This window comes from Nocardia sp. NPDC004711 (assembly GCF_053601595.1).
Genome location: NZ_JBSGCB010000021.1, coordinates 129,835 through 143,485, shown reverse-complemented (window position 1 = coordinate 143,485; position 13,651 = coordinate 129,835). Strand labels below are relative to the sequence as shown.

The 13,651-nt window shown below is 68.1% G+C and carries 12 protein-coding genes; 4 read left to right on the top strand and 8 right to left on the bottom strand.

The window, feature by feature from the left end; all coding sequences use genetic code 11:
• Nucleotides 1-115: 115 nt before the first annotated feature.
• The gene (locus ACWEKS_RS22735; RefSeq protein ID WP_379398967.1) at nucleotides 116-520 is read right to left on the bottom strand and encodes a globin; all 405 of its coding nucleotides are present in this window, start codon (nucleotides 518-520) and stop codon (nucleotides 116-118) included.
• 267 nt (nucleotides 521-787) lie between these two features.
• Here ACWEKS_RS22735 and ACWEKS_RS22730 point away from each other — a divergent pair, with 267 nt between their 5' ends.
• Nucleotides 788-1,519: an HNH endonuclease gene (locus ACWEKS_RS22730; protein WP_354834668.1), complete on the top strand. Its 732-nt coding sequence runs from the start codon at nucleotides 788-790 to the stop codon at nucleotides 1,517-1,519.
• Between the two features lie 4 nt (nucleotides 1,520-1,523).
• Here ACWEKS_RS22730 and ACWEKS_RS22725 read toward each other — a convergent pair whose 3' ends face one another.
• Nucleotides 1,524-1,979: a MarR family winged helix-turn-helix transcriptional regulator gene (locus ACWEKS_RS22725; RefSeq protein ID WP_452341930.1), complete on the bottom strand. Its 456-nt coding sequence runs from the start codon at nucleotides 1,977-1,979 to the stop codon at nucleotides 1,524-1,526.
• A gap of 60 nt (nucleotides 1,980-2,039) precedes the next feature.
• On the opposite strand from ACWEKS_RS22725, the gene ACWEKS_RS22720 reads away from it, so the two are divergent.
• Nucleotides 2,040-2,402, top strand: a complete 363-nt coding sequence (locus tag ACWEKS_RS22720; RefSeq protein ID WP_452341929.1) for a hypothetical protein — start codon at nucleotides 2,040-2,042, stop codon at nucleotides 2,400-2,402.
• Nucleotides 2,403-2,432: 30 nt separating this feature from the next.
• Here the strand turns inward: ACWEKS_RS22720 and ACWEKS_RS22715 are convergent, their stop codons facing one another.
• Nucleotides 2,433-3,071 (bottom strand): helix-turn-helix domain-containing protein, encoded by a 639-nt coding sequence (locus ACWEKS_RS22715; protein WP_452341928.1) that lies wholly within the window; start codon nucleotides 3,069-3,071, stop codon nucleotides 2,433-2,435.
• A 74-nt stretch (nucleotides 3,072-3,145) separates the two neighbouring features.
• On the opposite strand from ACWEKS_RS22715, the gene ACWEKS_RS22710 reads away from it, so the two are divergent.
• Nucleotides 3,146-3,892, top strand: a complete 747-nt coding sequence (locus tag ACWEKS_RS22710) for an AzlC family ABC transporter permease (RefSeq protein WP_452341927.1) — start codon at nucleotides 3,146-3,148, stop codon at nucleotides 3,890-3,892.
• Between the two features lie 43 nt (nucleotides 3,893-3,935).
• Nucleotides 3,936-4,253, top strand: coding sequence for an AzlD domain-containing protein (locus ACWEKS_RS22705; RefSeq protein ID WP_379444312.1), 318 nt, complete (start codon nucleotides 3,936-3,938; stop codon nucleotides 4,251-4,253).
• Nucleotides 4,254-4,306: 53 nt separating this feature from the next.
• Here ACWEKS_RS22705 and ACWEKS_RS22700 read toward each other — a convergent pair whose 3' ends face one another.
• From ACWEKS_RS22700 to ettA, 5 genes are all read right to left on the bottom strand, one after another.
• Nucleotides 4,307-5,035 (bottom strand): dienelactone hydrolase family protein, encoded by a 729-nt coding sequence (locus ACWEKS_RS22700; protein ID WP_452341926.1) that lies wholly within the window; start codon nucleotides 5,033-5,035, stop codon nucleotides 4,307-4,309.
• 396 nt (nucleotides 5,036-5,431) lie between these two features.
• The gene (locus ACWEKS_RS22695; RefSeq protein ID WP_452341925.1) at nucleotides 5,432-6,106 is read right to left on the bottom strand and encodes a hypothetical protein; all 675 of its coding nucleotides are present in this window, start codon (nucleotides 6,104-6,106) and stop codon (nucleotides 5,432-5,434) included.
• Between the two features lie 13 nt (nucleotides 6,107-6,119).
• Nucleotides 6,120-6,515, bottom strand: a complete 396-nt coding sequence (locus ACWEKS_RS22690) for an acyl-CoA thioesterase (protein ID WP_379382851.1) — start codon at nucleotides 6,513-6,515, stop codon at nucleotides 6,120-6,122.
• A gap of 95 nt (nucleotides 6,516-6,610) precedes the next feature.
• Entirely contained in the window at nucleotides 6,611-11,515 is a 4,905-nt protein-coding gene (locus tag ACWEKS_RS22685; protein WP_452341924.1) for an NAD-glutamate dehydrogenase, read from the bottom strand.
• 454 nt (nucleotides 11,516-11,969) lie between these two features.
• Entirely contained in the window at nucleotides 11,970-13,646 is a 1,677-nt protein-coding gene (ettA, locus tag ACWEKS_RS22680; protein WP_452341923.1) for an energy-dependent translational throttle protein EttA, read from the bottom strand.
• Nucleotides 13,647-13,651: the final 5 nt, after the last annotated feature.

Here is a 13,651-nt window from a genome sequence, read left to right as displayed (position 1 = left end):
CACAGTGACTTTCGCGGCCACGTCGAATGGACTTGTCCAGTTTCAGCAAATGATCAGCGGACAGCTGCGGGCGCCCGGAAACACTGTGAGGCGCTGGGATTTCTGCGGATCCAACTCAGAAAGGCGAGTTGATCAGCGAATTGGCGGCCATCTCGAAGTAGTCGAGCAGCTGCTGCCGGTGCGCATCGTCGAGCACCTCCGGCTCGATTTCCGCCACCGCGATGCGCATGGCCCGCAGCCACGCGTCCCGCTCGATCGGCCCGACCTTGAACGGCATGTGCCGCATCCGCAGGCGCGGATGCCCGCGCTCGTCGGAGTAGGTCCGCGGCCCGCCCCAGTACTGCTCCAGGAACATCCGCAGGCGTCGCTCGGCCGGGCCCAGGTCCTGCTCCGGATACAGCGGCCGCAACACCTCGTCCTGCGCCACCTCGCGGTAGAACGCCGCGACGATCCGATGGAACGTCTTCTCGCCGCCCACGGCTTGATAGAAGGAGGTTGCAGTCTGCTCGCCGGAAGTCACGTCCCCATTGTGCCCACTCCCGCGACGTCCGGCCCGGGTGCACCCTCGATGCGGCCGATCGACGCCTCCCAGCACACCGTTCGCAGCCCGGAACAGCGTTTCTCGACGCCCGGGCGGCCCGCGTGCACGATTGTCACGTCCCGTTCATCCGAATGTGCCCGACAATGTGCGAAATCACCGTGCAATATGCGGCAAGTCATGGTCAACTGGGTGGCAGTCTGCCGAGATACCACACAATCGGACGAATACGAAACCGGGGTATGGCCCATGAAGCAGCGGCACGGCGCCCGACACGAGGCGCGGACCCATCGACAACTCCAGCCCGCCGACGTCCACAATCGTGGGTCGGGGGCTACTCCGCTGCACTTGCTGTCCGAACATTCTCATTCCGAGCATCACCTGGGCGCTCATCCCGAGCCCGCCCATCCGGGCGACCACCGCGAGCACGCGCATCATCCGCCCACCGCAGCACCCGTTCCCGCCTGGGCCAAACGCCGCGTGCTGCTGCTGAACGCCACGTACGAGCCGCTCACCGCCCTGTCCGCACGTCGCGCCATCGTGCTGCTGATCTGCGACAAGGCCGACACCGTGCACGACAATCCGGAGGGTCCGGTCGTGCATTCCGCCGGCACCTCGGTGGCGCTCCCCTCGGTCATCCGACTACGCAACTACGTGCGCGTCCCCTACCGGGCACGGGTCCCCATGACCCGAGCCGCCCTCATGCATCGCGACCGCTACCGCTGCGCCTACTGCGGCGGCAAGGCCGAAACCATCGATCACGTCATTCCGCGCAGCCGTGGCGGCGCCCACTCATGGGAGAACTGCGTCGCGTCCTGCGCCCCCTGCAATCACCGCAAGGCCGACAAGCTCCTGAGCGAACTGGGCTGGACACTGCACCATCCGATGGTCGCGCCGAAGGGTCCACACTGGCGGTTGCTGTCGGCCAGCTCGGAACTGGATCCGATGTGGCTGCAGTACCTCGGCGAAGGCGCGGCCTGACGCGTCACTCCCCCGTGGGCAGACCGGCTTCGGCGGCCAGTACGCCGAGCGCGCGCAGGAAGGCCGTGCGCTCCTTGTCGGTCAGCCCGGCGGTGAGTTCGTCGTCGAGGTCTCGCGCGGCCTTTTCGCATTCCGCCAGCAGCGCGTAGCCGTGCCCGGTGAGCGTCAGCACCTGCCGCCGCCGGTCCCCGGGATCACGCACGCGCTCGATCGCGCCGAGTCGTTCCAGATGATCGGCCAGCGCCACCACCAGGCTCGGCGCGACGCCGAGCCGGCTCGCCAATTCCTGCTGTGACGCGGCCTCGCCGTGGCTCAGCGCGGTCATCAGCCCCGCATGCTTGGGCTTGAGATCGAGGGTTTCGATGCGCGCGGCGAAGCGGTCGGCGACCACCGAACCCACCGTGCCCAGCCGGAACGAGACGGTCTTCGGGAGTCCGGTCGGCTTCTTGACATCGTTCACGGGTCAGATGATACTTCCCTCGAAACATTCAGACACTGAATGATTTAAGGAGTGAAGGAAATGGACGCGTACACCGGAATCGCCATCGCGAACGCGGCGGTCGCTTTGATCTCGGGAGTCTCCAGCGTGGTCGGCATGGCACGGCCCGCGATGGCGGTGCCGGACGGTACCCAGATCAATACGGGCACACTGTTTTTCGCGTATGCGTACGGGGCGCGGGCGGTGCCGCTGAGCATCGTGATGCTGATCCTGCTCGCGGTCGGGGCCCGCAGCGGACTGGCGCCGATCCTGGTGGTCGCCGGACTGGCTCAGATCGGCGACGCGGTCATCGGTGCGGGACGGCGCAACTGGCCGATGGCGGCCACCTGCGTCGGATTGGCGGCCGTGCACCTGCTGTCCGCCTGGTGGGTGGCCGGTCAGTGAGATCGGCTGCGCCGCAGCCGGATTCGCGGATCAGCTGTATTCGCTGACCAGCAGGGCCCAGGTGCCCGGCTCGAGGGCCTCGAAGACGTGCGGCAGGTCGCCGGGGTAACAGATGTAGTCACCGGGCCCGAGTTCCACCGGATCCTCGGCGAGCCCGACCTTGGCGCGACCGGCGCACAGCACGATGTGCTCGACGACGCCACGGGAGTGCGGGGCGGAGTCCCGGGGGTGGCCGGGTTCGGCAGTGACGCGATACACGTCACGGCGAGCCGCGGGCGGGGAGGCCGCCAGCAGGGTGGTCCGGTACTCGGACCGCGCCGAGGCGAGGACCGGGCCCTCACCCGCGCGGATCACCTGGACCTGCGGGGTCGGGGGATCCAGCAGCCGCGAGAACTGGATGTCGAGGGCGAGGCAGAGCGCCCACAGCGTTTCGATGCTGGGGTTGCCGGAGCCCGATTCGAGTTGGGACAGTGTGGATTTGGCGATCCCCGCGCGACGGGCGACCTCGGTCAGCGAGAGTCCGGAGCGAGCCCGCTCCCGGCGCAGAGCGGCGGCGATCGCCTCCTGCGGCGACGCGGGCGCCTGCTGCGGGGACGCCGGCGCCTGCGGGGCAGACTCGGGCACCTGCGGGGCAGACACAGGCTCGGAGCGGTCGGACTGCTGGGTCATGGTGGCGTTCACAGTACCGGGAGGTCGGCACGTCCCTTTGACGAACCTGGCCGGTTGTGTTCATTATAGAAAACATGCGTTCGGCATGGCGAACACTCGATCGGGGTGTGCTCACAGGTATCGCGGCGATCTGCCTGGCAGTCGCCATGATCGGCGTATCCTACGGCGCTACCGCGGTGACGTCCGGACTGCCCGGCTGGCTGCCGGTGCTCATGAGCGTCGCCGTCCTGGCGGGCGGCTCGGAATTCGTCTTCATCGGCATTCTCACCGCCGGCGGCGGGCTGGTCGCCGCCGTGCTGGCGGGACTGCTGGTCAACGCCCGGCACCTGCCCTACGGACTGTCCGTGCCCGATGTGGTCGGCACCGGCTGGCGGCGGCTGCTGGGCACCCACGTCATGAACGACGAATCGGTGGCCATGGCCCTGACCCAGCCGGATCGGGATCGGCGGCGCGCCGCCTACTGGGTATGCGGGCTCTCGGTGCTGGCCGCGTGGCCGCTGGGCGCGGCGCTCGGCGCCATACTCGGGGCGGTGGTGCCCGACCCCAATGCGTTCGGTCTGGACGCCGTCTTCCCGGCCGTACTGTTCTCGCTGGTGCTGCCCGCCCTGCGCGAACCCCTCACCCGCACAGCCGCTCTGGCCGGCGCGGTGGTCGCCGCGGCGACCACGCCGTTCCTGGGCGCGGGGCTGCCGGTACTGCTCGCGCTGACAGCGGTACTGCTGGTCGTGCGCCGCGCGGGCGCGAGCGAAGCCACCACCACCGCGAACGCGGATCAGGCGACGAGGACCGAGTGCACCCCCGCTGCGGCCGGGACCGTGTGATGCGGGCGATCTTTCGACGGTTCGGCTCCAGGAGCGCGCGCCGATGACCAAGACTCTCCTGGTGGGTGCCATGGCCTTGGCCATGGGCACCTTCGCATTCCGATTCGCCGGGCCGCTGTTGCGCAGCCGGGTCAGGATTTCGCCGCGCACCATCCGGCTGCTGGAGATCGCGTCGGTCGTGTTGCTCACCGCGCTGGCGGTCACCACGCTGGTGCCCACGGGCAGCGGCCAATTCGGGTGGGCGTTGCCCGCGGGCGTGCTGGTCGCGGCGGGGCTGGCGTGGAAGCGCGCGCCGCTGCTGGTGGTGATCCTCTCCGCGGCGGTGGTCACGGCGGGGCTGCGGATGCTCGGCGTGCACTGAGGAACGAGTCCTCGGTGTCTGCTGAGGAGCGCACCTTCGGCGTGCCGTATTCGCTAGCCGCGCAACAGGTCCGCGAGCCGGGCCCAGGAATCCTCGGCGACCTCGGGCCGGTACCAATCGCGGCCGGGGAAGAGGAAGCCGTGCGGGGCGTCGTCGTAAACCACGATCTCGTGCTGGATATTGGCCGTGCTCAGCGCCTCTTCGAGTTCGTCGCGAGCCTCGGCATCGATCAGCGGATCCCCACCGCCGAAGAACAACACGACCCGGCCCGTGATGCCGGGGGTGGCTTCGACGGTGGGTTCGGGTGTGGACAGCGGGATATCGGTATTGGTGAGCCAACCCGGGTAGAACGCGGCGGTGGCGGCCAGCGGGAGCTGAGTGGCGGCGTAGTAGGCGACATGCCCGCCCGCGCTGAAGCCGACCATGTTCAGCGAGACCGCGCCGCGGCCGCGCAATTCGTCGAGACAGGCCGAGACATCGTCGACCACCCCGGGACGGGTCAGGGTGCGCAGCAGTTCCAGGCCACGTTCCCGGTCGACGTGCAATTCCAGCTCGGCGCGCGGCGCGACGCGGTGGAACAGGTCCGGCAGGACGGCGATGACGCCCAGGGACGCCAGGCGGTCGGCGGCCGCTCGCGCCGTGGCGTGCTGGCCGTAGATCTCGTGTCCCACAACGACTCCGGGATACTCACCCGGTTCCGCCGGACGGGCCACATAGGCGCTCATCACGGCATCGCCGACCTTCAGGTCGGTCCACTCGGTCACGATCGCGGCATCGCTCATGCCGCCAAGGTAATCGGCACGGGGCGGGGCGACCAATCGTTGCGGCTATGCCGGCCATCGCGATTCCGATGGCCGACGGACCGGCTGTCGTGTCAGCCACCCACCACGGGCGCGAAGGCCGGAGCCAGCAGGGCGATGCCCAGCGCCACACCTGCGAGAATGCACCTCAGGATCGTCATGATGATGGCCCCTCACTGTGGTTACGTTCGGCCCGACTCGAACGTAGCTGGGCTCGAAAAACCTTACGAGCCAGGAAATTCGGTGCCCCGCGCATTGGGGGCGGGTTCGGGCGGGACTCGGCGCCGGAAGCGCGGCAGAGCCTCCGTGCGGGAGCAACAGCAGAGCCTCCATGCGGGAGCAACAGCAGAGCCTCAGTGCGGGAGCAGCGGCAGAGCATCAGTGCGGGAGCAGCGGCATGGCGGGGCCGCGACGGCGGGCCACCGAACCGTAGCGGGCGTCCAGGCGCAGCCAGGTCCGGGCCGCGCGCACCCGCACGATCTCGTCCACCGGGATGCGGCGGGAGTCGGTCTTCTCGCCGCCGTGCGGAATGAAATCCATGGCGGCGAGGGCGAACACCACCCGCATTGGCACCTCGACCTGCTCGCCGCCGCCGGATACGGTCAGCACCGTCTGATCCAGCAGGGCGGCCGGCGGGCCGTGCTGGCTGCCGTGCTCCTGCGCCAATTCGGCGCCGCGCTCGGCCAATTCGACGAGCATGCGGGCGGGCACGTCCTCCACGTGGACGAAGCCCGCCTCCGGCGGCAGCGCAGCGCGCCAGGCGGAGTCCATGGCATAGCCGAGCCCGAACGCGGCGCCCGCGTCCGGCCCGTGCAGCCCGGCGAGGACGGCGTCCGCGCCGACGGACACGTCGTCCATCCCGAGCTCCGCCACCACCGTCCGCACCGCCAGCGCCTCGAATCCGGTGGTCGCCCAGGCGGAGACGTAGCGGTCCCCGCGCCGGCGCAGCCGGATGACGGCCGCCGGGTCGAGGCGGATGGCGTGCGTGATGAAGGTGGCCAGGTTCTCGCGTTCCGCGGGATCCGGAACGTGCAGGGTCAGTTGTCCCGACAACGGTCGTTCTCGGTCAGTCGGCCAGCCACTGCGCGAGGTAATCGCGTTCCTCGGCGGTGAGGCGGCGTAGGCGCTGGGTGTCGATATCGAAGGCGGCCAGCTGGGTGGAGGCGATCACCGCCGGCGGGGAGTCCGGGGCGGCGCCGGCCGCGCGCACCTCGTAGCCGACGGTGAAGTCCACCGCGCGCAGCCGGTCGATCCACATGGACACGTCCAGCGGCGAATCCTCATGGCGGAGCTGGCCCTTGTACTGCACCCGCAGATCGGCCAGCACACAGCCGGACCGCAGCGCAACCGTCGGTCGCTCATCCAGGAACAGCCACGGGATGCGGGCCTCCTCCAGCAGGGTGACCATGCGGGCATGGTTGATGTGCTGGAAGGCGTCCATATCCGACCAGCGCACCTCCACCGTGGTGTGGAAACGCTTCGGCTCGGCCGAGACCGGGGACTCCCCCGGACTCGGTGCTGCCGTCTTCGCCTGGCCGTTCAGCGAACCGACACTTGTCAACGCGGTACCTCCGATTGCGCACCCACCCCACTTACCATGCTGCGCACCTGCCGCGCCGCAACCGACAGCGTGGCCAGATCGTGGGTTCCGGACTCGAACAGTTCCGACAGGGCAGAGCGCGCACGGCCCAGCCGGGACTGGTTCTTGGACTCCCAGTATGCAATCTTCTCCTCGGCCGTCTCCTCCGGGTCACCGCCGGAGAGCACGTCGAGGGTGAGCGAGCGCAGCGAGCCGTACATATCGTCGCGCAGCGCGAGCCGGGCCAGCGCGTGCCAGCGATCACCGCGCTCGAGGTGGCTGACCGCCTGCAACAGCCAGTCGATCTTGAGGTGATCGTTGAGCGCGTAGTACAGCGCGCCCACCTCCTCACCGCTGCGATCGGTGATGTCGGCGATATCGAGCACATCCAGCAGCGGGAACTGGTTCAGCAGGCCGAACACCTCGGTGGCCAGCTCCGAGGGCACGCCCTGCTCGACGATCGCCTGGGACTGCGCATTGAGACTGTCGATGTGGTGACCGCGCAGCCAGCCCGGCACCTTGGGCGAGAGCGTGCGCACACCCTGCGCATAGCGATGGATCTCGGCGCCCACCGCGACCGGCTGCGGGCGGTTGTTGAGCAACCAGCGCGAGGCCCGGTCCAGGGTGCGCTTGGTCTCCAGCTCCAGCACGTCTTTCGTCCCGGTGGAGATCTCCGCGGCGCGAATACGTCCCCACACCGAGTGCAGATCGAAGATCTGGGTCGCCGCGGTGAAGGCGCGGACCGCGTCGGAGGCCGAGGCCCCGATCTCCTCGCCCAGACGGAAGGCATAGGTGATGCCGCCCAGGTCGACCACCTCGTTCACCAGCATCGTGGCGGTGATCTCCCGGCGCAGGCGATGCCGCTTGATGGCCACACCGAAGCGGGTGCGCAGCGGGGTCGGGAAGTACAGCGGCAACCGTGCGGAGAAGTACGCCATATCGGGCAGATCGCTGGCCAGCAGATCGGCCTTGAACGAAAGCTTCACGTGCGCCATGAGATTCGACAGCTCCGGCGAGGTGAGGCCGGTGCCCTCCTCGGCGCGATACTTCATCTGCGCGTCGCTCGGCAGCGCCTCGAGCTCGCGGTCCAGGCCACGGCGTTCCTCGAGATCCTCGATGACGCGCTGGTGCACATTGAGCATGTGCGGGGCCTCGGCCCGGGACATGCCCATAAGGATGTTCTGGGAGACGTTGTCCTGCAGCACGAGTGCGGAGACCTCGTCGGTCATCGAGGCCAGCAGCGGATTGCGCTCGGCCTCGGGCAGCTCGCCGGAGGAGACCACGCCGTCGAGCAGGACCTTGATATTGACCTCGTGGTCGGAGCAGTCCACACCGGCGGAGTTGTCCAGCGCGTCGGTGTTCATCTTGCCCTCGTGGCGGCAGAACTCGATGCGGCCCAGAGCGGTAACGCCGAGGTTGCCGCCCTCGCCGATCACCTTGACCCGCAAGGCGTTCGCGTTCACCCGGACCGCGTCATTGGACTTGTCGCCCACCTCGGCATTGGTCTCGGTGCTGGCCTTGATGTAGGTGCCGATGCCGCCGTTCCACAGCAGCTGCACCGGGGCCTGCAGGATGGCGCGGATCATCTCCGGCGGCGACAGCGAGACGACGTCGGCGGCCAGGCCGAGCACCTCGCGGACCTGGTCGGTGACCGGGATGGCCTTCACCGTGCGGTCGTAGACCCCGCCGCCCTCGCTGATCAGGGACCGGTCGTAGTCGGCCCACGACGAGCGCGGCAGCGCGAACATGCGCTCGCGCTCGGCGAAAGACGTTGCGGCATCTGGGTTCGGGTCCAGGAAGATGTGGCGGTGGTCGAAGGCCGCGACCAGCCGGATGTGGCGCGAGAGCAGCATGCCGTTGCCGAACACGTCACCGGACATGTCGCCGATGCCGACCACCGTGAAGTCCTGGGACTGGGTGTCGATATCCATCTCGGCGAAGTGCCGCTTCACGCTCTCCCACGCGCCCTTGGCGGTGATGCCCATGGCCTTGTGGTCGTAGCCCACCGAACCGCCGGAGGCGAAGGCGTCGCCGAGCCAGAAACCGTACTGCAGGGCAACATCATTGGCGATATCGGAGAAGGACGCGGTGCCCTTGTCGGCGGCGACCACCAGGTAGGTGTCGTCGGCGTCGCGGCGCAGCACCCGCTCGGGCCGCAGCACCGCGCCGGTGGCGCGATCGACATTGTCGGTGACGTCGAGCAGGCCGGAAATGAAGGTGCGGTAGCAGGCGATGCCCTCGGCCTGCAGCGCCTGCCGATCGGCGACCGGATCGGCGGTCGCGGCCGGCGGCTGCTTGACCACGAAACCGCCCTTGGCGCCGACCGGGACGATCACCGCGTTCTTCACCGCCTGCGCCTTGACCAGGCCCAGGACCTCGGTGCGGAAGTCCTCCAGACGGTCCGACCAGCGCAGGCCGCCGCGCGCCACCGGGCCGAAGCGCAGGTGCACGCCCTCCACCCGCGGGGAGTAGACGAAGATCTCGAATTGCGGCCTGGGCTTGGGCAATTCGGTGATCTCCTGCGGTTCCACCTTGAACGACAGGTAGTCACGCACAGTGCCCTCGGCGTCGGTGACGTAGTAGTTGGTGCGCAGGGTGGCCTTGATCAGGCCGAGGATGGCGCGCAGGATGCGGTCTGCGTCCATGCTCACCACCTCGTCGATGCGGTAGCGGACCACGGCCTCCAGCTCGGTGGCATGGTCGGGGTTGGCCGAGTCCGGATCGAAGAGCGCGGTGAACAGCTCGACGAACATGCTCGCCGCCTCCGGATAGGCCAGCAGCACGCGGGTGATGGCGGCCTGGCTGTACTGGAATCCGGCCTGCTGCAGGTACTTCGAGTAGGCGCGCAGGATCGCGACGCCGCGCCAGTGCAGGCCGGCGCGCAGCACCAGCTCATTGAGTCCGTCGGCCTCGGCGCGGCCGTACCAGAGCGCTGCGAACGCCTCAGTGAAGCGTTCGCGTAAACCGCGCACCTGGGCGTCGAGCACGTCGAGCCGGCTCGCGGACTCCACCAGTTCGGCATCCATGTTCCGGTCCAGGGCGCTGCGCAGCAGCTCGGGACGGGCCAGCAGGCCGAAGTCGTAGATCCACTGCTCCGGACCCTGATCGCGCTCGACGTGGTGCGGGCGCTCGTCGATCACCTCCACACCGAGGCTCTGCAGCAGCGGGAGCACCTGGCTCAGCGAGATGCCGCCACCACCACCGATATAGAGCGTGAAACGCCAAGAGCCCGGGTCGGAGTCGGACCAGCGGTACAGATGCTGGTCGATGCCCCCGTCGGGCAGCCGCTGCAGCCGCAGGATGTCGGCCACGGCACGGGTGGGCTCGAAGTCCTCCTTGTAGCTCTCCGGCAGCGACTCGGCGTAGCGCTGCGCCACCGCCGGGTCGAGCACGGTGGAGTTGGCCACCTCGTCGCGCAGGTGGTCGTCCCAAGTGCGGCTGGCCTCGGCGAGCAGGTGCTGGATGCGCAGCCGGTTGGGCTCGCCGGTGTCGGCCACGATGCCCTGATCAGGCAGCCGGACCGTGAAATACACACTGGCGAGGTCACTTTCGGACACGCGCGCCGAATAGTCGATGGATACGCCGCCCAGCTCGCGCACCAGGATGTCCTGCATCTCCAGGCGCACGCGGGTGGTGTAGCGGTCACGCGGCAGATACACCATGCAGGCCACGAAGCGGCCGTAGCCGTCCATGCGCATGAACAGCCGAACCTGGCGGCGCATACCGACATTCAGCACCGCGCTGGCGGTGCGGCGCAGTGCCTCGCCTTCGGAGGAGAACAGCTCGGTACGCGGGAAGGCCTGGATGACCTCCAGCATCTCCTGGCCGGAGAAGGAGTCCAGGTCGAAGCCGCTGGACTCGATGATGGAGCGCACCCGGCGGTCGATGACGGGGATGTCGAGCACGTTCGCGTGCAGGGCGGTGACGGTGAAGACGCCGATGAACAGGTGCTCGCCCGTGACGGCACCGGAGTCGTCGATCTCGGCCACGCCGACGAAGTACGGGTAGACCGCCCGGTGCACGGTGGCCGGGACGAGGCCCTGGGTCAGCATGAGCAGCGGCTGGTCGCCGCTGTTGTCGGGGACCCGGAAGTCGGTGCCGACGTTGGGGCGCAGCACGCCGAGGCTGGTCTCCGGCACGATGATGGACTTGGCCTGACCGTCCACGGTGCTCCGCTCGTAGCGGGCGTAGCCCAGCACGGTGAAGTGACCGTCGGCCAGCCAGCGCAACAGATTGGCACAGTCGGTGAGATCCGTTGCGGGAAAGGCGGATCTGCCCGCGGTGACCGCGGTGTCGAGCTCGGCGGCGACCCGCTCCTGCGTCTCGCGCATGGCCTCGGTGTCCTCGATGACCCGGCGCACGTCGGTGAGCACGTCGGGCAGCGCGGTCTCGATCTGCTCGAGCTGGGCGCGGCTGGTGGCGGGGTGCAGCTGCACGTGCATCCAGGACTCGGGCAGGCCCGTGGTGCCGTTGGAGTCGACCTCGTGCGGCACCGCCTTCTCCAGGCGGCCCGCGGCGTCTCGGGTCACCTCGAAGATGGGGTGCACGACCTCACTGACGCTGACGCCGATCCGGCTCAGCGATGAGGTCACGGATTCGACCAGCAGCGGCATGTCATCGGTCACGAGCTGGATGGCGACGCCGAGCCCGGCCTCGTCATCCGCATGGTACACACGGACATTCGCGGTGCCGGGGGTGCGCTGGATGCCGAGATCCAGATGGCAGCGGAAGATGTGGGTGGATGTCGCGGGGATCGCGCAGTCAGCATCGCCGGCGTCGACGTGGCGGAAGTACGCCTCCTCGAGGGATACGAGATTGCCCCGCAGAGACGCGGGCAAACTCGCAGCCCAGGCCGCGCTGGACAATTCGGACGAGACCGTCATTTCGCCAACTCCTCGGATTCGGTTCCGTAACAAAGTGACGCCGATGCGAGAGTAGCTGGGCGCTAGAACTGCCGGGCTGAATTCCTCTCAATGCCGCGCCGCGTCTATCATACGGACGAACCGGACGGTTCGGCCGTCGCCGACTTCGTCCGATATCGCCAGGTCGCATACGACAAACCTTGCACCAAAACAGTTTTCACGCACAACTGCGAATGCGAAACCGCTGAGTTCGCTATTCGATAACCGTTCATCTGGCCGGTCACGGCCCGCCATCCAGCGGGCCGTGAACCGTCCGGTAAACGTCTTCGGTCCGACGAAACGGTGATCAATCGACCGTCCTTCGATGGACCGTACGGAATCCAGCGCTCGATAGCGGACCGATGACGGACGCGATCCGGCTACCTCACCCGCGTCGGTGGGTGAGGGCGGCGGTGAATTCGGTTGGGGTGGCCCGTTATCCGCGGGTCAGCTTGCGGTGGGTGACGCGGTGCGGGCGCGCCGCTTCCGGACCCAGGCGCTCGATCTTGTTGGCCTCGTATGCCTCGAAGTTGCCCTCGAACCAGAACCAGGAGGCCGGGTTGTCCTCGGTGCCCTCCCACGCCAGGATGTGGGTACAGGTGCGGTCGAGGAACCAGCGGTCGTGGGAGATGACCACCGAGCAGCCGGCGAAGTTCTCCAGCGCGTTCTCGAGCGAGCTCAGGGTCTCGACATCGAGGTCGTTGGTGGGCTCGTCGAGCAGGATCAGGTTGCCGCCCTGCTTGAGGGTCAGCGCCAGGTTCAGGCGGTTGCGCTCACCACCGGAGAGCACACCGGCCGGCTTCTGCTGATCCGGACCCTTGAAGCCGAACGCCGAAACGTAAGCGCGGGAAGGCATTTCCTGATTGCCGACCTGGATGAAGTCCAGCCCGTCGGAGACCACCTGCCACACCGTCTTGTTCGGGTCGATGCCGGAGCGGCCCTGGTCGACGTAGCTCAGCTTGACCGTCTCGCCGACCCGCACCGCGCCGCTGTCCGGCTGCTCCAGACCGACGATGGTCTTGAACAGCGTCGACTTACCGACACCGTTCGGGCCGATGACGCCGACAATGCCGTTGCGCGGCAGGGTGAACGACAGATCCTTGATCAGCTGCCGGTCGCCGAAACCCTTGTCCAGGTGCTCGACCTCGACAACCACATTGCCCAGGCGCGGACCGGCCGGGATCTGGATCTCCTCGAAGTCCAACTTGCGCATCTTCTCGGCCTCGGCGGCCATTTCCTCGTACCGGCCCAGACGCGCCTTGTTCTTGGCCTGCCGTGCCTTGGCGCCGGAGCGGACCCAGGCCAGCTCCTCCTTCAGGCGCTTCTGCAGCTTCTGGTCCTTCTTGCCCTGCACCTCGAGGCGCTCGGCCTTCTTCTCCAGGTAGGTGGAGTAGTTGCCCTCGTAGGGGAAGGTGCGGCCGCGGTCCAGCTCGAGGATCCATTGCGCCACATTGTCGAGGAAGTACCGGTCGTGGGTGACGGCCAGCACCGCGCCCGGGTAGGAGGCGAGGAACTGCTCCAGCCACAGCACCGACTCGGCGTCGAGGTGGTTGGTGGGCTCGTCGAGCAGCAGCAGGTCGGGCTTGCTCAGCAGCAGCTTGCACAGCGCGACGCGACGGCGCTCACCACCGGAGAGGTTGGTCACCGGCTCGTCCGGCGGCGGGCAGCGCAGCGCGTCCATGGCCTGCTCGAGCTGGGAGTCGACATCCCACGCGTCGGCGTGGTCGAGCTCCTCCTGGAGCTTGCCCATCTCCTCCATCAGCTCGTCGGAGTAGTCGGTCGCCATGAGCTCGGCGATCTCGTTGAAGCGGTCCAGCTTCACCTTGATCTCGCCGAGGCCCTCCTCGACGTTGCCGCGCACGGTCTTCTCTTCGTTCAGCGGCGGCTCCTGCTGCAGGATGCCGACCGTCGCGCCCGGCGCGAGCCAGGCATCACCGTTGTTCGGCTGGTCCAGTCCCGCCATGATCTTCAGCACACTGGACTTACCCGCGCCGTTCGGGCCGACGACACCGATCTTGGCGCCGGGAAGGAAGTTCAAGGTCACATTGTCGAGCACGACCTTGTCGCCATGCGCCTTTCGCACCTTCACCATCTGGTAAATGAACTCAGCCATATCGG